We start from the raw sequence: 16,611 nt of genomic DNA, 5'->3' as shown, positions 1-16,611 counted from the left end.
ACGACCCGTCCGGCGGCCGTGAGCAGGCCTCAGACCGCGTCCGCCAGCAGCAGCGCGTGGATCCGGTCCGGCGCCCCGGGGCGGGCGTAGTACCACCCCTGGGCCGTGTCGCAGCCGAGCTGCTTCAGCTGCTCCGCCTGCGCTCCCGTCTCCACGCCCTCCACCGTGACCGCGAGGTCCAGGCTGTGGGCGAGCGAGACGATGCCCTCGACGATCTTCATGTCCACCGGATCGGCCGGGTGGTGCTGCATGCCCTGGGTGAAGGAACGATCCAGTTTGAGCACGCTCACCGGGAGCCGGCGCAGATTCGCCAGATTCGAGTAGCCGGTGCCGAAGTCGTCGAGCGCGATGTCCACGCCCATCTCCGCCAGTTGACGCAGCGGCTTGAGCAGGTCGTCGTCGGCGCCGATCAGCGCGGACTCGGTGACCTCCAGGCAGAGCGCACCCGGTTCGAGCCCGGAACGTTCGAGCACGTCGACGGTCTCGGCGACCAGCCGCGGGTGGTGCAGCTGGGTCGGCGACAGGTTGACGTTGATCCGCAGCGGCCCGCCGTCCGTGTGCCGCTCCTGCCAGAAGTTGGCCTGCCGTACCGACTCCTCCAGCACCCAGCGGCCGAGCGGCACGATCAGCCCGGTGTGCTCGGCGAGCGGGATGAACCGGTCGGGGCCGAGCACGCCGTGCTGCGGGTGGCACCAGCGCACCAGCGCCTCCGCGCCGTGCACGCTGCCGTCGCCGAGGTGGACCAGCGGCTGGTACTCGATGAAGAACTCACCCCGGTCCAGCGCCGTGGGCAGGGCCGTCGTCAGACCGTGCCGGGTGATGGCACGGGCGTCGGCCTCGGCGTCGGCGAGCGCGAAGCGGTTGCCCCCCGCCGCCTTGGCCCGGTACATCGTGATGTCGGCGCTGCGCAGCACCTCCGCGGCGGTGCGTTCGCCCGACGGCCCTTCGACGACACCGACGGATCCCCGTACGGTGAGCTCCCGGCCGTCGAGGCGGATGGGCGTGGCGAGCGCCGAGAGGATACGGCCGGCCAGTTCGTCGACCTCCTGCTCGGTCCGCGGGCCGGTCGTGAGGGCGACGAACTCGTCGCCGCCGAGCCGGGCGACCATCTCGCCGGGAGCGGTCGCGCAGCTCTGCAGCCGGTCGGCGACCTCGACCAGGAGCCGGTCGCCCGCCGCGTGCCCCAGGCTGTCGTTGATCGCCTTGAAGCCGTCGAGGTCGAGATAGCAGAGCCCGAAGCGCATGCCCTCCTTGTGGGCGAGGGCCTTCTCCAGACGTTCGAAGAACAGGGTCCGGTTGGGCAGTCCGGTGAGCGCGTCGTGCGTGGCCTCGTACCGCAGCCGCAGGTTGAGCAGCCGCCGCTCGGTGGTGTCCTCCATGAGGGCGAGCTGATACTCCGGTCTGCCCTCCGAGTCGCGCAGCAGCGAGACCGTGAGGTTGGTCCACAGCACGGTGCCGTCGTTGCGGTAGTACGGCTTCTCGACGCTGTAGTGCTCGCGTTCGCCGCGCACCAGCTCGTTGTAGTACTTCCAGACGTGCGGCGAGTCCTCCGGGTGGACCCACTCGTTCACCTTGTGGCTGCGGACGTGGTTCTCGAGTCCGCCGAACATCCGGGTGAGGGTGTCGTTGATCTCCAGGATGTTGCCGTCGAGGTCGGCGATGCCGATCCCGACGGCGGCGTCCTTGAACACGGCGCGGAAGCGTGCCTCGGTCGCGTGGAGCGCCTCCTCCGCGTGCGAGCGGGCGGTGAGTGCCGACCGGGCGATGGCCTCCTGTTCGGCGAGTGTCCGCTCGCGCAGCGCCTGGGTGAAGCCGCCGGCGAACGCGTGCTGGATGCGCGCGCAGCGGGCCCGGCTGTCCTCGGTGGACAGCTCCACCGGCCCGTTTCCTCCGCAGTACAACACCAGGTACGAGTCGACGACTCCGAGCGTGGAGCTGAGGGCGTCGGGATCGGTGCAGTGCGCGTCGACGAGCGCCGCACCCACCCGTTGCGCCGACGCCGCGTCGAACGGCCGCGCGTGCAGGATCGTACTGAGCTCCCGGGCCATCGGCAGCAGGTGCTGTTCGAACTCCGGGCGGGTCATCGAGGTGGCCGTCGAGGGGAAGATCGCCCGGCTCCAGATGGTGGCGAATCTCCGGAGCCGGCCCTCGGGCCCGTCCGGTTCCGCGTCCGGCGCGCCGGACGCCTGGGCGGGGATGCTCACGCCTTGCGCCCGACCCCGGCGAAGCCCGAGAAGGCGAACGGGTCTTCCTGCGTCTGCGAGCCGGGGGACTCGGGGCGCCAGTCGGGCATCGAGACCAGTCCGGGCTCCACCAGGTCGAAGCCGGTGAAGAAGCGGCTGATCTCCTCGCGCGACCGCATGATGAGCGGATTGCGGATCGTGCGGTAGACGCCGACCGTACCGCCCGCCTCCTCCTGGGAGAGCGGAATGCCCTCGTACGAGGCGTGGGTGAGGATGAGCAGGCTGCCCGGGGCGAGTGCCTCGTGCAGGGCGGCCACCGCCCCGTACGGGTCGTCGGTGTCCTCGATGAAGTGGAGCACCGCCACGAGCAGCAGGGCCACCGGCCTGTCCAGGTCGATGAGTGCGCGGACCTCGGGGTTCTCCAGGATCTCCGCTGGTTTGCGCAGATCCGCGGCGGCGACCACGGCCCGCTCGTTGCCCTCCAGCACGGCCTGGCTGTGCGCGACCGCGACCGGGTCGTGGTCGACGTAGGCGATCCGGGCCTCCGGGTCGTCCGCCTGGGCGACTTCGTGGACGTTGCCGAACGTCGGTATGCCGGAGCCGATGTCGAGGAACTGGTTGATGCCCGAAGCGGTGGCGTGGCGCACGGCCCGTCGCATAAAGGCGCGATTCGCCTGCATGATCTTGGGAAGCCCCGGCATGAACTCCATGGCCTTGCGGGCCGCTTCGCGGTCCACTTCGAAATTGTGCGAACCGCCCAGATAGAAGTCGTACATGCGAGACACACTCGGCACCGAGATGTCTATGCCCTGCGGTGCCCAGGAGGGACGCTCCATCGATGTCTCCAACAGTCGCCACGGCGATCCGGCCATGTTCATGGTCAGTGTGGACCAGAGGCTACTGATCGACCGCCAAGAGAGCGAGTGGAAACGGAAATTAGAGATCCGTTATTGGTCACACACCGGTGGCATGTGCATCGGTCCGTCGCTGCGTGTGAACAATCAGCGACGGACCGGTACGGCGAGCTTCGTCGGTGCTACTTGGGGGCTCCGACCAGTTTCGCCTCGGGCGACACCGCGTACCATGTGCCCCCGACGCCTTGGCCGTTGGTGTCTCCGGGCTCGGCATCGCCGGAGAAGGTGTAGATCGGCCAGCAATCGAGCGACTGCTGCTTGATGCCGTCCGGGCGGTCGAAGGTCGTGAATCCCTTGGTGGTGACGCCGTCGACGTCATTCTTCTCCACCGGACTCACAACGGGCCACTTCTTGAGGCAGTCGCCGGTGCACGCGGACTTCATCGGCCAGGCCGAGTCCTTCTTGAACCGGTAAACCGTCATGCCCCGCTTGTCGACGACGATATCTCCGAGTTTCGGGTCCTTACGAACCGAAAGCCCGGCGAGATCCGCCGGTTCGGCAGCGGCGGGGCCATCCGCGTTCACCGCCGCCTTCTTTCCGTCCGGCGCCGAGGCGAACCATGTGTCGCCGACACCCTGTCCGTTGGCGTCGCCCGGCCCCGCGTCCTTGGCGTACCGGTACATCGGCCATCCTCCGACGGTCAACTGCTCGGTGCCGTCGGCCCGTGTGACCTCGCCCAGCAGCGCGGCGTCGGTTCCGGCGGCGGCCGTGGCATCGCCGGCGGGCACCACCGGCCAGACCTTCGCGCAGTCGTCCTCGCAGTTCGACTTCGGCGGATCGGCCGTGTCCTTGTCGAAGCGGTAGAGCGTGAAACCCGCGCTGTCGGTCAGCACCTTGCCCAGCTCCTTGCTGTCCCACACCGCGAGCCGGCCCGCCGGCTTCGGCGCCGACGCATCGGCTTCCGTGTCGGTGCCGTAGCCGCCGTCCGAGCCGTAGCCGCTGCCGGCCGGCTGCTGGGCGGGGGCGGCGTTGCCCACGGCCTGGCCGTTGGGCGACGAGGTGCCGTTCTCCTGACCGCACGCCGTCGTCAGCGTCAACAGGGCCGCGGCCGTGACCGCGAGCGAGGCGTTCCGCCAGGTGTTCATGTCGACTCCCGTTGTCCTTCTGCCGGTTGTGACGCGAGTCCGCGCCTTTCATGGCCCTAGGTACGGGCGATCGGTGGCCGCTTGTTCAATCGGTCACCGATAAAGTTTCTCCGGCCGCAAACGTGAATCGCCGAATATCCCCCCATCAGGCGAATCATCTCCGTGCTCGGCGCGTCCCCCGCCGCCGGGGACCATGATCCCCCGCGTGTACGGATCACGTATGGGGCGCCTCACGGCCGCTGCCGCTCTGCTCTGGCTCTTCGCTCTGCCGATACCGGCGGCCGGTGAGGACTGCGCCGTCGCCTCCATCGGCCTGGGGGACGGCGGCTCGTCCATCGCCGTGTCCGGCGAGGGCGGATGCGCGGCGGTCATCGCCGAGCCCGAGCCGCCTCCACCCCCGCCGCCGGCCCCGCCCGAGCCCCGGCCCGCGCCACCGCCACCCCCTCCACCGCTGCCGGAACCCGCTCTCCCGCCCGCTCCACCTCCCCCGCCTCCCCCGCCTCCTCCACCACCCCCTGCGCCGACCGAACCGGAGCCCGAACCGGCCCCCGCCCCGCCGCGCCGGCCGCGCGCCACCCCGCCCGCGCCCGTCGCGCTCCCCACCTACCGGAGACCGGCCCGGAAGGCACCCCGGGCCGGTCCCTCACTGGTCTCGCTCACCCTGCTCATCACCGCACCGGCCGTCTTCGCCGTAGCCGTACTGCGGCCCCGTTCGTCCCGCTGACCACCGAAGGGAACACATGTCGGAATGGCTTGTTCTGACCATCGCGATGGCCTCGGCCTGTGCCGTCGTCCTCACCATCGCCGTCCTCAACAACCGCCGCATCGGGGAGGACGACGACCCCTCCGAGACGCCCGACGTCATCGAGTACATGACGATGATGATCGGCGTGGTGTACGCGATCGTGCTCGGTCTCGCCATCGCGGGCGTCTGGGAGGGCCGCAGCGCAGCCCAGGAGTCGGTACGCCTGGAGGCCCAGGCCCTGCACGAGGTGAGCGCGCGGGCCGCCGTCTATCCGGCAGAGGTCCGGGACCGCATCCGCGGCGATGTCGACGCGTACGTCTCGTATGTCGTGAACGACGAGTGGAAGGCCATGACGGACCACGCCACCCTCACCGCCGAGGGCACCAGGCTCCTGGACCGGCTGCGTGCGGACGTCACGGAGTACCAGCCGAAGACGGACCACGAGGGGCAGGCGTACCAACCGCTGGTGGACCAGGTGGCCGCCGTCGACGACGCACGGGGCTCACGGGGACAGAACGCGGGCGCGACCATGCCCGGCGTCGTCTGGTTCGGCCTGATCACCGGCGCGCTCGTCACGGTCGGGCTGATCTTCACGCTCCAGATCCGCAGAACATTCCGTGAGCTGCTGCTGGCGGGCCTCTTCAGCGTCCTGATCGCCTTCCTGCTCTTCCTGATCTGGGACTTCGACGCCCCCTTCGGCCGGGGGATCTCGGCGACCACCGCCCCGTTCGACGATCTCTTCCCGCACGCCACGGGGGGCTAGGGACCAGTCCCGGTCACGGCGGGCCCCCGGAACGGGGTCCTGCCGAAGGGCCCCGGACCGTCCCTCAGCGTCACGGCTCGGGGCCCCGCGCGATCCGCACAGCGGACCCCCGAGCCCCTCCCCCGGCCGGTGCGCCGGCCGGGGGACATGGCTGCCCCATTCGCCTGACCCCGATCGCGGGTCATATGTGGCACTTCTACCGTTTCGGGCATCGAGGTGCATTTCTCTTTCCTTGCGGAAATCCGTTCCGCAGCTGCTCCTCGGGACCCGGAGGATTCACCATGCGCGCGATACGTGTCGCACCCGCCGCCCTGCTGGGTGCTGCCGCTTGTCTCCTGACGGCGCCGGCCGCATCGGCCCACGTGCCCACGGGAGGCACGTCCACCTTCACGCCGACCATCACTCCTTCGACGGTCGCGCCGGGAGGCCGGGTCACCCTCGGAGCCATGGGGTGCACGAGCGACGCGACCGCCTTCTCGGGCGTGTTCGACACGATCACCATTCCGAGGGGGAGGTCGGCCACCGCCACCGTCGACTGGGATGCCAAGCGGGGCTCCGTCTACGAGGTGACCTTCCGCTGCGGCACCACCACGCGGACGGCGGACCTGTCCATCACGAGTGGTGCCACGGCCACTCCTACGACGGCTCCCACCACTGCTCCCACCACCAGCTCCACCGCGTCTCCCAGCGGTGTGCTGGGCGGGCTCGGGGGCAGTGTCGACACCATGGACCCCGGAGAGATCGCCGCCGGTTCCGCCCTGGTGACTGTCGCCGCAGCAGGCGCCTTCTTCGCGTTGCGCAAGCGGCGCACCGGGCGTCAGCACTGACGCCCCGGCACACTCCGCACGACAGTCGCCCCGGGTCCTGATCCAGGACTCGGGGCGACGGGCGTATCGGGCCGGACGGGAGGTTCGACGCGTCAGACTGCCGCATTGCTCATCCGGCGACGCATGACGAAGACGGCACCGCCGACGGCCGCCGCGGCCACGAGACCGCCTCCGACCTGCATCTCGACGGAGCTCGGGCCCATCGAGCCACCGAGGCCGCCCTGCGCGCCCCGGCTGGGGAGCACGGTGAACCGAGCCGTCGCGACCGAGTCGCCCCCGTCACCGCGGTTGCCGCGGTCGCCTCCGTTGCCGCGGTCGCCTCCGTTCCCGCGGTCGCCTCCGTTCCCGCGGTCGCCCCCGTTGCCTCCGTTGCCGCCGTTGCCGCCGTCACCCCCGTTGCCGCCGCCGAAGTTGTTGTCGCTGTCGTTGCACCGCACGGACAGGCTGTACTGACCGGGCGTCGCATTGTCCCGGATGTGAGCGGTGGCGTAGCCGACCCGTCCCGGTGAGAGGTTCACCGTCGGGAACGCGTTCGACCAGACCTTTCCACCGGCGCGGCCGCAGCCCTCGGCGCTGACCTGCATGGTGGCGCCCTGGTGCACCGAGGACGGGTTGACGGTGACGTTGGTGGGAGCGGTGCTCGGGTTGCCCGGTCCACCGCCGGCAGCGGCCATCGGCGCGGCGAGCCCGACCGCAGCGAATGCGGTCGCGGTCACCGCGAGAGTGCGTGAAGCACGCATCGTTGAACCTCCAGCGGGAAGCGCCCCGGAGTCCTGTTCTCCGGGATCGTCGACGAGAACGCGTCCCATGACGAACCCTCACCAGATGCCGATGAAGTCGCACTTCGGCACTGCTCCACCCCGGTGAGCCGACACGCCGTGCGACGTCTCCCCAACCTGATGGAGCCGCAGGTCACGGACCGTCAGTATTTTTATCCGCTCATTACTCCGAAGAGGAGTCGGCTCCGTGGCCGGCCCGGTGGCCACCACCCGTTCGCACTCCCCTGATCGCCCCCGCACCACCGCGCACCTAGCGTGTGCGGTGTCGCGACGAAGGGATGACCATGGGCCGGGACCAGTGGGGCACCGTGCGGGGCAGACACACACCGTGGGGCGCGATCGCCCTCGTGATGCTCACCGGGCTCGCTCTGATGCGTAACGGTGTGGAGACCTCTCCCGGACCCCCGCAGCCCGCCGCCGCGGCCTCGGTGTCCGGGTCCCGGGACGCGGTGCGGGCCGAACCGGTCGAGGGTGAGCCGGTCCAGCCGCTCGCGTACGCCCCCGCCGCCCGTGTACGGATCCCGTCGATCCAGGTCGACGCGCCCGTGATCGATGTGAACCTGGATCCGGCCGGCTGGATCGAGGCGCCGCCCGCGCAGGACCCGAACCTCGCGGGCTGGTACCAGAACGGCATCTCCCCCGGACAGCGCGGAACCGCGGTGGTGGTCGGGCACGTCGACAATCTGTCCGGTCCGGCGGTCTTCTACGGCCTGGGCTCCCTCCAGAAGGGCGGGCGCGTCGAAGTGTCCCGCTACGACGACCGGGTCGCGGTGTTCGAGGTCTACGGGGTGGAGGTGTTCTCCAAGAACGACTTCCCCGGGGCCCGGGTGTACGGCGACACCGGGTACTCCGAGCTCCGGGTCATCACCTGCGGCGGCGGCTATTCGAAGGCCGACGGCTACGACGGGAACGTCGTCGTCTTCGCCCGGCTCGTCGAGACGCGATAGCCGGTACGACGACCACCGGGGCCCCGGTGGTCGCGCGGCGCGCGGGGGCGCTCAGCTGCGGTGCGGCACGGTCGGGCGGTACCCGTCCGCGATCAGCGCGGGCAGATACCGCCGCAGGGCGGCGACGCTCTGGGCCCGGTTGCCGCCCGCGTCGTGCGACAGCACCACGACACCGGGCCCGGCACCCTGCTCGACCTTGCCGACGATGGCATCGGCACCCGGTCGCGTCCAGTCCAGGGTGTCGACGGTCCAGGCCAGTGGTTCCATGCCCATGGCCGCGCCGATCTCGAAGGAATTGCGGTTCCAGGCCCCGTAAGGAGCCCGGTACCAGAGCGGCGGGGTCCCGAGCGTCTTCTCGATCAGCTCACTGGTGCTGCCCAGTTCGTCACGGATCCTGCGCCGGGAGAGCTTCGGGATCAGCGGGTGCGACCAGGAGTGGTTGCCGACCACGTGTCCGTCACCCGCCATCTCGCGCAACAGGTCGCGGTTGTCCACCGCCATCTCGCCGCAGACGAAGAACATCGCCCGCACCCCGTACCTGCGCAGCGTCGCCAGGATGTCCGGCGTGTAGCGCGGGTCGGGGCCGTCGTCGAAGCTGAGGACCATAGCGTCGGCACCCAGCTCCGGCATCTCCTCGATCGGCCGGGTGCGGACCCGTGGCGGGGCGGGAAGGAAGCCGGGCGGGGCCTCCCCGGTCATGGGCCGCAGCCGGTAGGTCGTGGTGGGGCCCGTTCCCGCCCTCGCGGGGGGCCCTGCGGCCGGTCCGAGAGGCTCACCCCCGGGGCGGGCGGGCGTACCGGCCGGGTCCGCGACGATCATGCGCACGACGGCGGCGGCGCCCAGCGCGAGGCCGAGGCGCAGCAGGATGCGGCGTTCCGCGGGAATCTGATCATTTTTCATGACCAACTGCTTGCACGGATCTCCGCTCGGATACGTCCACGACACCGGATGAACGGTGATCTGCACCCGATGGGCGGAGCCCGGTGTCCGGAGGGCACCGACCGGGCCGCTACGGACCCGGCACGGCCGGCCCGCGACCGCAGCGGCTAACCTCGTGGCCGTGACAGACCAGCGACACGACCGGTTCGAGCGCGGCACCGACGGCCCCAAGGTGATCGTCGCGGGCATCGACGGGTCCGACTCCTCGATGCGCGCGGCGGCGTACGCGGCGGGCCTGGCCCGTCGGCAGAACGCCATGCTCACCCTCGTCTACGTGCAGCCGGTGATGCCCGCCGGCGCCGCTCTGGGCGTGCCGGTCGCCGATACGACGGGGGAGGTCGCGGAGGAGCTGGTGAACGAGATCAGGACGGCGACCGAGCACCTCAAGGACATCTGGAACGTCCGTTGGGAGTTCCACACGTTCCGCGGTGACCCGTACAACGGGCTCGTGACGGCGGCCGACGAGCTGAAGGCGGACGCCGTGGTGGTGGGCGCCTCGGAGTCCGCCGGGCATCGCTTCATCGGTTCGGTGGCCGTCCGGCTGGTGAAGGCCGGGCGCTGGCCGGTCACCGTCGTGCCGTAGCCCCGCCGTACGGGCCTGCCGGAGCACCGTGGTGTTCCGGCCGCGCCGCAGCGCACCGTCCCGCCTCCGGTGCCGGCGCCTCCGGAGCCCCGTCGCGTCTCGGCTCAGCCCTCGTGTACGACGTGCCGGCCCGTCACTTCCCCATGACAAGACCCGCCTGGGCCGCTCCGCGGCTGAGGACCACGCCGCGGATCCGGTCGCGGACCTCGCGCAGGTGCTCGGCGGGTTCGCCGAGGCCGACCACGCGCCCGGCCCGGGGGTCGAACCACTGGGGGATGAACTCGGCCTTGCTCACGGTCCAGCGCTTCGCCGCGCCCTTCGGCGGTGCGAAGGTGAAGCGGCCCATCGAGCTCTCGTTGCCCCGCGGGTCCTGAGCCCCTTCGTGATTGACCATCGCACCGGCGATCTGGTCACCCATGCCGTAGATGATCCAGGTGCCGTTGACCTTCTCGTACGCCTGCGGAACGTGGGCGTGCGTGCCGAGGATCAGGTCGATGTCGGGGCGCCCCCCGGTGCCGGAGGCCGTGAGCTCGCGACCGAGGTCGAGCTGGACGTCGTCGGGCGCGTCCTGCCATTCCGTCCCCCAGTGGAGGGAGAGGACGACCACGTCGGCGCCCGCGCGGCGCGCCGCGCGGGCGTCCGCCACGATGCGGTCCTTGTCGATCAGGTTGACCGCCCAGGGCCGGTCGGCGGGCAGCGGCAGGTCGTTGGTGCCGTACGTGTACGCGAGGTGGGCGACCTTCGCCGCGTTCTTGCCCGGGCCCGCCCGGAGGAGGGTGGGGCGGCCCGCCTCGGCGGCGGAGCGGGCGGAGCCGGCGTGGGCGACGCCGGCCTCGTCCAGGGCGTCCAGCGTGCGGTCGATGCCGGGAGCGCCGTCGTCCAGGCTGTGGTTGGAGGCGGTGGAGCAGGAGTCGAAGCCGGTGGCGTGCAGCGCCGTCGCCACCTCGGGCGGTGATTTGAAGGACGGGTAGCCCGTGTAGGGGCCGCCTTTCTGCCCGTACACCGTCTCCATGTGACAGATGGCCAGATCCGCACCGGAGACGAGGGGCGCGGCGCCCTTGAGCATCGGGCGGAAGTCGTAGCCCCTGCCGCCCGCGTCAACCGCGGCCCGGTCGATGACCGAGGAGTGGGGCAGGACGTCCCCCGAGGCCAGCAGCGTGAAGGGCCGCGCACCGCCTTCTCCCCCGCCGGCCGCGCCGCTCGCGCCGTGCCCGGCGGACGGGTTCCGTCCGGCGAATCCGGGGGGCGTGGACTGCTGGCCGGTACAGGCCGTAGCGGCAGCGAGGAGGCCCGCGACGGCGATCAGCGTGGTTTTTCGGATGCGCTTCGCCATCTGCACGACTCCCGGTTCGGATGATTTCAGCCATCCGAATACACATATATTCATACTGCCGAGTCAAGGACAAAGCAGATGAAGTACCTGAATCGGCCGTATCGCCATCCCTCGACCGTTCACCGCACCACTCGCCGCTCTGTGCGACCGCTCGGCGCAGACCTCGGCGCACCGCCTGTTCCCCCGCGCCTCGATGCGTTCGTATACGCCAGGCGGGAGCGAGGCGGCAGGAGCCTCTTCGGGAAAGGACGTTCACGATGACCACGGCGACAACCGATGAGCGCACCCTCGCGGAGCTGCAGCGGGAGCACGGGCCCGCGCTGCTCCACTTCCTGCTGGGACTGACGTTCGGCGACCGTCAGCGGGCGGAGGACCTCTCGCAGGAGACGCTGCTGCGCGCGTGGCAGCACCCGGAGGCGTTCGACGCGCCCTACGACTCGATGCGGCCCTGGCTCTTCACCGTCGCCCGGCGTCTGGCCATCGACGCCCGCAGGTCCCGCCAGGCCCGGCCGACCGAGGTCAGCGACGTCGTCCTGGAGAGCGCGCCCGCCCGGGAGGACACCGCGGACTCGGCGGTCCGCGCCCTCGATGTGCGCGAGGCCGTCAGGACGCTCAGCCCCGAGCACCGGGCGGTGCTGGTGCAGATCTACTTCCGCGGGCTGAGCGTGGGCGAGACGGCCCAGATCCTCGGCATACCGGCGGGCACGGTCAAATCGCGCTCCTACTACGCGCTGCGACTGCTGTCCCGCAACCTGCCGGGCTACTCCAGCAGGTCCTCCTCGTCGAGCAGCGCGAGCAGGGACACGGCGTCCGCGACCTCCACGTAGGCCGCGGCGCACGCGTCGCACCGCTGGAGGTGCCGGGCGACCGGGCCCGTCTCGTCGGCGGGCAGGGCGTCGAGCACGTACGCGCCCAGCAGCTGCCGCACGTGGGGGTCGTCACCGCGGTCGGCGGTCATCTCACCTCGTATCTCCCGACGGATCCTGCCCTTCTGCCCACGCGGGGCATCCGCCCCCGGTTCAATGCTGCGTGAAGCCCGGTACCGAGTCGAAGGAAGAGGCGAGACGGGATGCGTCCCGAACATGATGACGGACCCGGCGGGGGCGGGCTGCTGGTCCCGATGGCCTGGATGTACGCCGAGTACGTCGCGGACGAGTTACTGGTGACCGGTGACCTGATGGAACCGGCCACGCTGGAGTACCGCGCGGGACGCGATGCGCTCGCCCTGACGCTCTTCCTCTCCGACGGGGCGGTGGCCGATGCGCTGCCCGCGGCCCGGGTGGACGAGCTGCGGCTCCTCACCGCGTACGGCGCGTCCTGGAGACGCTGGGTCTGCGAGCGGCTGACCGCCCTGACGCTGCCCGCGCCCCCGGCCGGGCAGCCGGATCCCGACCTCGCACTGGCGCGTGCGGCCTGGCGGTGGCTGGAGGAGACGGAGCTGCTGGCCGCGGATCTCGACGCGATCGGGCCGCCCCCCTGGGAGCCGGTGGGCGACGACAGGGCCGGGGAGTACGGGGAGGCGCGGGTGTGGACGCCCGCGTGGCAGCTGGGACTGCCGCTGGGACACCTGGCGATCCATCTGTACTGAGCGCCGGGCAGCCGCGGCCGGTCACGAACCGTGTACTCCCGCGCGGTACTTGGGCAGCCGCAGGGTGATCCTCATGCCCGCCCCGACGCCCGTCTCGATGACCAGCCCGTAGTCGTCGCCGTACACCTGCCGCAGGCGTTCGTCCACGTTGAGCAGGCCGATTCCGGTGGAGGCGCCGCCCTCGCCGCGCAGGATCCGCCGCAGCCGCTCCGGCTCCATGCCGGTGCCGTCGTCCTCGATGACGACCTCCGCCTCGGCACCCGCGTCCAGGGCGCTGATGGTGATGCGGCTCCTGGTGACGGCCCCCTCCAGGCCGTGCTTGACGGCGTTCTCCACGAGGGGCTGGAGACAGAGGAACGGAAGGGCGACGGGCAGCACCTCCGGGGCGACCTGGAGGGTGACCGAGAGCCGCTCACCGAAGCGGGCCCGCACCAGCGCGAGGTACTGGTCGATGGAGTGCAGCTCGTCCGCCAGCGTGGTGAACTCGCCGTGCTTGCGGAAGGAGTACCGGGTGAAGTCGGCGAACTCCAGCAGCAGCTCGCGTGCCTGCTCGGGGTCGGTGCGGACGAACGAGGCGATGGCCGCCAGCGAGTTGAAGACGAAGTGCGGCGAGATCTGGGCCCGCAGTGCCTTGATCTCGGCTTCGATCAGCTGCGTACGGGAGCGGTCGAGCTCGGCGAGCTCCAGCTGGACACAGACCCAGCGGGCCACCTCGCCCGCCGCCCTGGCCAGGACGGCGGATTCCCGCGGGGCGTAGGCGACGAGCGTGCCGAGCACCCGGTGGTCGACCGTCAGCGGGACGGCGACGGCCCAGCGCAGTGGGCAGTCGAGGTCGCCGCAGTCGCTGCGGAAGGCGGTGTCCCGGCCGCTGGCGAGAAGTTCACGGACGTGCTGCATCACGTCCGTGCCGTGGTGGTCCCCTTCGCCGTCCCAGACGAGCACCCGGTCCCGGTCGGTGAGGCACAGGGCGTCGGTGCCGAGCAGGGAGCGGAGCCGGCGGGCCGACCTGCGGGCGCTCTCCTCGGTGAGTCCGGCGCGCAGCGGCGGCGCGGCCAGGGAGGCCGTGTGCAGGGTCTCGAACGTGGCGTGCTCGACGGGTGTGCCCACGTCGCTGGGGCGCACGGGACGGGCCGTGCGCCCCAGGAGGAAGCCGGTGCCGAACAGCAGCAGGGCGAGCACGGCGATGACGCCGACGGCCGCTCCGGTCAACGTCCCCTCCCGGAGGTCAGGGCTTCCGGCAGGTGGAAGCGGGTCATCGCGGCGTTGGTGCCCGGCGGTATCCGTCCGGGGGTGGCGAGGGAGACGAGGATCATCGCGAGGAAGCCGACCGGCACCGACCAGACGGCGGGCCAGGCGAGCAGGGCGTGCGGCCAGCCGGGCGGACGGACCGCGCCGCTGACGGTGATGGCCACGGACAGCAGGGCGGAGCCGCCGCCGAGCAGCAGCCCCGCGATCGCACCCGGCGGGGTGAGCCGCCGCCACCAGATGCCGAGGACGAGCAGCGGGCAGAAGGAGGAGGCCGAGACCGCGAACGCCATGCCCACGGCGTCGGCCACCGGCACCCGGCTGACCAGCAGCGAACCCGCCAGGGGCACGGCGATGGCGAGGACGGTGGCCACCCGGAAGTGGCGTACGCCGCGGGAGGGCAGGACGTCCTGCGTGATCACTCCGGCGACGGCCATGGTGAGCCCGGAGGCCGTGGAGAGGAACGCGGCGAAGGCCCCGCCCGCGACGAGCGCGCCGAGCAGGTCGCCTCCGAGTCCGCCGATCACCCGCGCGGGCAGCAGCAGTACGGCCGCGTCGGCGTCACCGCCGTGGATGAGCTCGGGGGCGTACAGCCTGCCCAGCGCCCCGTACACCGGCGGCAGCAGGTAGAACAGGCCGACCAGGGCGAGCACGGCGACCGTGGTGCGGCGGGCGTCGCGGCCGTTGGGGCTGGTGTAGAAGCGGACCACGACGTGGGGCAGGCCCATCGTGCCGAGGAAGGTGGCCACGATCAGCCCGTACGTCGCGTACAGCGGATGGTCGGCACGGAAGGCGGAAGCCTGCTCGTCGAAGCTGACACGGGGCTGCCCGTCGCCCTGCCAGGCCAGCACCAGGAAGATCGCCGGCACGAGGAGCGCGGTCAGCTTCAGCCAGTACTGGAATACCTGCACGAAGGTGATCGAGCGCATGCCGCCCGCCGCGACGGCGAGCACCACGACGGAGGCGACGAGTACGTCGCCGAGCCAGCCGGGGGCTCCGGTGAGGATCCTCAGCGTGAGGCCGGCGCCCTGCAGCTGGGGCACGAGGTACAGCCAGCCCGCGCCGACGACGAAGACACTGACCAGCCTGCGCACCTGGCGTGATTCCAGGCGTCCTTCGGCGAAGTCGGGCAGGGTGTACGCCCCCGAGCGACGCAGCGGCGCGGCGACGAAGATCAACAGCAGCAGGTATCCGGCGGTGTAGCCGACCGGGTACCAGAGCATGTCGGGTCCGTGCACCAGGACCAGGCCCGCGATGCCGAGGAAGGAGGCGGCGGAGAGGTACTCGCCGCTGATCGCCGCCGCGTTGAGCCGCGGCCGGACGGTGCGCGAGGCGACGTAGAAGTCGGACGTGGTGCGCGAGATCCGCAGTCCGAAGCCGCCGACGAGCACGGTGGCCAGGACGACGAGCGCGACCGCCACCACCGATGCCGGATGGCCGGGTGCGTTCACGGTGCGGGGCGGCCTTCCACCAGTCGGGCGAAGTCGCGTTCGTTGCGCTCGGCCCGCCGCACGTACCACCACCCGGCGAGGGTGAGCGGCGGATAGGTGGCGAATCCGAGCACCGCCCAGACGACGGCGTTGCTGTGGAGTGCCTCGAAGACGAGCGGCAGGGTGCCGGCGGCGAGGGCGAGCCCGGCGAAGGCGGTGAGTCCGGCGCGGAGCTGGCTGCGCATCAGCGAGCGGACGTAGGCGCCGCCGAGCGCGGTCTGCTCGTCGATCTCCGACTGGGCACGGTAGCGGGGCAGCGGACGCACCCGCCGGGGCTCCCCCGTGACCACTTCGCGCCGGGGTGTGCTCTCTGCGGACATGGGCTCGGAGTGTAGGCGGCGCGGAGGCGGCTGGGAAGAGGTCGAAGCCGGGTCGGCCCAGGTCAGCGGCCGGTCTGGCGCATGAGGAGATCGCGCAGGGCGCGGGTGTGACGGCGGCTGACCGCGAGCTCCGCGTCGCCGATGCGCACGCTCATGCTGCCCGCGTCGAGGCGGAGCTCGTCGATGCGGCCCAGGGCCACGAGATGGCGGCGGTGGATGCGGACGAAGCCCCGGGACCGCCAGCGTTCCTCGAGGGTGGTGAGCGGGATCCTGACCAGGTGGCTGCCGGTGGCGGTGTGCAGCCGGGCGTAGTCGCCCTGCGCCTCGGCGTACGCGATGTCGTCCACGGGGACGAAGCGGATGACGCCGCCGAGTTCGACGGCGATCTGGTCGGCGGCGGCGTCGTGGACGGGGGCGGAGCGTTCGCCCACCTGGTCCGCGACGCGTCGTACGGCCTCGGCCAGCCGCTCGCGGCGGACGGGCTTGAGCACGTAGTCGACGGCCTTGAGGTCGAAGGCGTGCACGGCGAAGCCCTCGTGGGCGGTGACGAAGACGATGAGCGGGGGTGCGGCGAAGCCGGCCAGGAGCTGGGCGACGTCGAGTCCGGTGAGGCCGGCCATGTGGATGTCCAGGAAGACGACGTCGATGGCCGAGGGGTCTTCGGGTCCGGCGTCGACGGCGCCGCCGATGCGGCGCAGTGCCTCGGTGGCGCCGGTGGCTCCCTCGGCACTCCGGATGCGGGGGTCGGCGCGCAGGAGGTAGAGCAGTTCCTCCAGGGCGGGTTCTTCGTCGTCGACGGCCAGTACGCGCAGCATGAGGCCGGAGTTTAGGTGGTGTCCGGGCGAAGCGGGGTGAGTGATTCGCGGGTTC

The 16,611-nt window shown here is 71.4% G+C and carries 18 protein-coding genes; 7 read left to right on the top strand and 11 right to left on the bottom strand.

Annotated elements, in window-relative coordinates; translation table 11 throughout:
• Positions 1-29: 29 nt before the first annotated feature.
• The 3 genes from OG927_RS30625 to OG927_RS30615 form a co-directional block, all read right to left on the bottom strand.
• Positions 30-2,204, bottom strand: coding sequence for a putative bifunctional diguanylate cyclase/phosphodiesterase (locus tag OG927_RS30625; protein ID WP_056800042.1), 2,175 nt, complete (start codon positions 2,202-2,204; stop codon positions 30-32).
• Positions 2,201-3,019, bottom strand: coding sequence for an SAM-dependent methyltransferase (locus tag OG927_RS30620; RefSeq protein WP_056800047.1), 819 nt, complete (start codon positions 3,017-3,019; stop codon positions 2,201-2,203). Before OG927_RS30620 ends, OG927_RS30625 begins: the two co-directional genes overlap by 4 nt.
• Before the next feature lie 200 nt (positions 3,020-3,219).
• Positions 3,220-4,182 carry an SCO0930 family lipoprotein gene (locus OG927_RS30615; protein WP_124280346.1) on the bottom strand — a complete coding sequence of 321 codons (963 nt, stop codon included), beginning with the start codon at positions 4,180-4,182 and terminating at the stop codon, positions 3,220-3,222.
• Positions 4,183-4,387: 205 nt separating this feature from the next.
• Here OG927_RS30615 and OG927_RS30610 point away from each other — a divergent pair, with 205 nt between their 5' ends.
• The 3 genes from OG927_RS30610 (at position 4,388) to OG927_RS30600 (ending at position 6,517) form a co-directional block, all read left to right on the top strand.
• Positions 4,388-4,906 carry a hypothetical protein gene (locus OG927_RS30610; RefSeq protein ID WP_330321378.1) on the top strand — a complete coding sequence of 173 codons (519 nt, stop codon included), beginning with the start codon at positions 4,388-4,390 and terminating at the stop codon, positions 4,904-4,906.
• A gap of 16 nt (positions 4,907-4,922) precedes the next feature.
• Positions 4,923-5,690, top strand: a complete 768-nt coding sequence (locus tag OG927_RS30605) for a bestrophin-like domain (RefSeq protein WP_056800054.1) — start codon at positions 4,923-4,925, stop codon at positions 5,688-5,690.
• A gap of 281 nt (positions 5,691-5,971) precedes the next feature.
• Positions 5,972-6,517 carry a hypothetical protein gene (locus OG927_RS30600; RefSeq protein WP_124280347.1) on the top strand — a complete coding sequence of 182 codons (546 nt, stop codon included), beginning with the start codon at positions 5,972-5,974 and terminating at the stop codon, positions 6,515-6,517.
• 92 nt (positions 6,518-6,609) lie between these two features.
• On the opposite strand, the gene OG927_RS30595 is transcribed toward OG927_RS30600, so the two are convergent.
• A complete protein-coding gene (locus tag OG927_RS30595; protein ID WP_330321136.1) occupies positions 6,610-7,257 on the bottom strand; it encodes a hypothetical protein in 648 nt (215 codons plus the stop codon).
• A 323-nt stretch (positions 7,258-7,580) separates the two neighbouring features.
• Here OG927_RS30595 and OG927_RS30590 point away from each other — a divergent pair, with 323 nt between their 5' ends.
• A complete protein-coding gene (locus OG927_RS30590) occupies positions 7,581-8,243 on the top strand; it encodes a class F sortase (protein ID WP_056800577.1) in 663 nt (220 codons plus the stop codon).
• Positions 8,244-8,294: 51 nt separating this feature from the next.
• Here OG927_RS30590 and OG927_RS30585 read toward each other — a convergent pair whose 3' ends face one another.
• The gene (locus OG927_RS30585; protein WP_124280349.1) at positions 8,295-9,143 is read right to left on the bottom strand and encodes a polysaccharide deacetylase family protein; all 849 of its coding nucleotides are present in this window, start codon (positions 9,141-9,143) and stop codon (positions 8,295-8,297) included.
• Between the two features lie 160 nt (positions 9,144-9,303).
• Here OG927_RS30585 and OG927_RS30580 point away from each other — a divergent pair, with 160 nt between their 5' ends.
• A complete protein-coding gene (locus OG927_RS30580; protein ID WP_056800583.1) occupies positions 9,304-9,765 on the top strand; it encodes a universal stress protein in 462 nt (153 codons plus the stop codon).
• Between the two features lie 133 nt (positions 9,766-9,898).
• Here the strand turns inward: OG927_RS30580 and OG927_RS30575 are convergent, their stop codons facing one another.
• Entirely contained in the window at positions 9,899-11,098 is a 1,200-nt protein-coding gene (locus OG927_RS30575; RefSeq protein WP_330321135.1) for a CapA family protein, read from the bottom strand.
• Positions 11,099-11,355: 257 nt separating this feature from the next.
• Between OG927_RS30575 and OG927_RS30570 the strand changes: the two genes are divergently transcribed.
• On the top strand, positions 11,356-11,925 hold the full coding sequence (locus tag OG927_RS30570) for a sigma-70 family RNA polymerase sigma factor (RefSeq protein WP_056800072.1): 570 nt from the start codon (positions 11,356-11,358) through the stop codon (positions 11,923-11,925).
• Here OG927_RS30570 and OG927_RS30565 read toward each other — a convergent pair.
• On the bottom strand, positions 11,859-12,056 hold the full coding sequence (locus OG927_RS30565; protein ID WP_056800075.1) for a zf-HC2 domain-containing protein: 198 nt from the start codon (positions 12,054-12,056) through the stop codon (positions 11,859-11,861). The two genes, OG927_RS30570 and OG927_RS30565, sit on opposite strands and share 67 nt — an antisense overlap.
• A 111-nt stretch (positions 12,057-12,167) precedes the next feature.
• Between OG927_RS30565 and OG927_RS30560 the strand changes: the two genes are divergently transcribed.
• Positions 12,168-12,686 carry a hypothetical protein gene (locus OG927_RS30560; RefSeq protein WP_330321134.1) on the top strand — a complete coding sequence of 173 codons (519 nt, stop codon included), beginning with the start codon at positions 12,168-12,170 and terminating at the stop codon, positions 12,684-12,686.
• 21 nt (positions 12,687-12,707) lie between these two features.
• On the opposite strand, the gene OG927_RS30555 is transcribed toward OG927_RS30560, so the two are convergent.
• The 4 genes from OG927_RS30555 to OG927_RS30540 all read right to left on the bottom strand — a co-directional run bounded on the left by OG927_RS30555 (position 12,708) and on the right by OG927_RS30540 (position 16,556).
• Positions 12,708-13,895 (bottom strand): sensor histidine kinase, encoded by a 1,188-nt coding sequence (locus OG927_RS30555; protein WP_056800083.1) that lies wholly within the window; start codon positions 13,893-13,895, stop codon positions 12,708-12,710.
• Positions 13,892-15,382, bottom strand: coding sequence for a sodium/solute symporter (locus OG927_RS30550; RefSeq protein ID WP_056800087.1), 1,491 nt, complete (start codon positions 15,380-15,382; stop codon positions 13,892-13,894). Before OG927_RS30550 ends, OG927_RS30555 begins: the two co-directional genes overlap by 4 nt.
• Positions 15,379-15,741, bottom strand: coding sequence for a hypothetical protein (locus tag OG927_RS30545; protein ID WP_056800091.1), 363 nt, complete (start codon positions 15,739-15,741; stop codon positions 15,379-15,381). Before OG927_RS30545 ends, OG927_RS30550 begins: the two co-directional genes overlap by 4 nt.
• 62 nt (positions 15,742-15,803) lie before the next feature.
• The gene (locus OG927_RS30540; RefSeq protein ID WP_056800095.1) at positions 15,804-16,556 is read right to left on the bottom strand and encodes a LytR/AlgR family response regulator transcription factor; all 753 of its coding nucleotides are present in this window, start codon (positions 16,554-16,556) and stop codon (positions 15,804-15,806) included.
• Between the last annotated feature and the right edge of the window lie 55 nt (positions 16,557-16,611).

It is taken from the genome of Streptomyces clavifer, from assembly GCF_036345975.1.
GTDB classification, from domain to species: domain Bacteria; phylum Actinomycetota; class Actinomycetes; order Streptomycetales; family Streptomycetaceae; genus Streptomyces; species Streptomyces clavifer.
This window is presented reverse-complemented; position numbering and strand designations above follow the sequence as displayed.

Bases quoted from the DNA above. Each gene is read 5' to 3' on its own strand.
- OG927_RS30575 (WP_330321135.1), bottom strand. From the start codon at position 11,098: ATGGCGAAGCGCATCCGAAAAACCACGCTGATCGCCGTCGCGGGCCTC.
- OG927_RS30605 (WP_056800054.1), top strand. From the start codon at position 4,923: ATGTCGGAATGGCTTGTTCTGACCATCGCGATGGCCTCGGCCTGTGCC.
- OG927_RS30620 (WP_056800047.1), bottom strand. From the start codon at position 3,019: ATGGAGCGTCCCTCCTGGGCACCGCAGGGCATAGACATCTCGGTGCCG.
- OG927_RS30590 (WP_056800577.1), top strand. From the start codon at position 7,581: ATGGGCCGGGACCAGTGGGGCACCGTGCGGGGCAGACACACACCGTGG.
- OG927_RS30595 (WP_330321136.1), bottom strand. From the start codon at position 7,257: ATGCGTGCTTCACGCACTCTCGCGGTGACCGCGACCGCATTCGCTGCG.
- OG927_RS30545 (WP_056800091.1), bottom strand. From the start codon at position 15,741: ATGTCCGCAGAGAGCACACCCCGGCGCGAAGTGGTCACGGGGGAGCCC.
- OG927_RS30615 (WP_124280346.1), bottom strand. From the start codon at position 4,182: ATGAACACCTGGCGGAACGCCTCGCTCGCGGTCACGGCCGCGGCCCTG.
- OG927_RS30570 (WP_056800072.1), top strand. From the start codon at position 11,356: ATGACCACGGCGACAACCGATGAGCGCACCCTCGCGGAGCTGCAGCGG.
- OG927_RS30540 (WP_056800095.1), bottom strand. From the start codon at position 16,556: ATGCTGCGCGTACTGGCCGTCGACGACGAAGAACCCGCCCTGGAGGAA.
- OG927_RS30565 (WP_056800075.1), bottom strand. From the start codon at position 12,056: ATGACCGCCGACCGCGGTGACGACCCCCACGTGCGGCAGCTGCTGGGC.
- OG927_RS30560 (WP_330321134.1), top strand. From the start codon at position 12,168: ATGCGTCCCGAACATGATGACGGACCCGGCGGGGGCGGGCTGCTGGTC.
- OG927_RS30585 (WP_124280349.1), bottom strand. From the start codon at position 9,143: ATGAAAAATGATCAGATTCCCGCGGAACGCCGCATCCTGCTGCGCCTC.
- OG927_RS30600 (WP_124280347.1), top strand. From the start codon at position 5,972: ATGCGCGCGATACGTGTCGCACCCGCCGCCCTGCTGGGTGCTGCCGCT.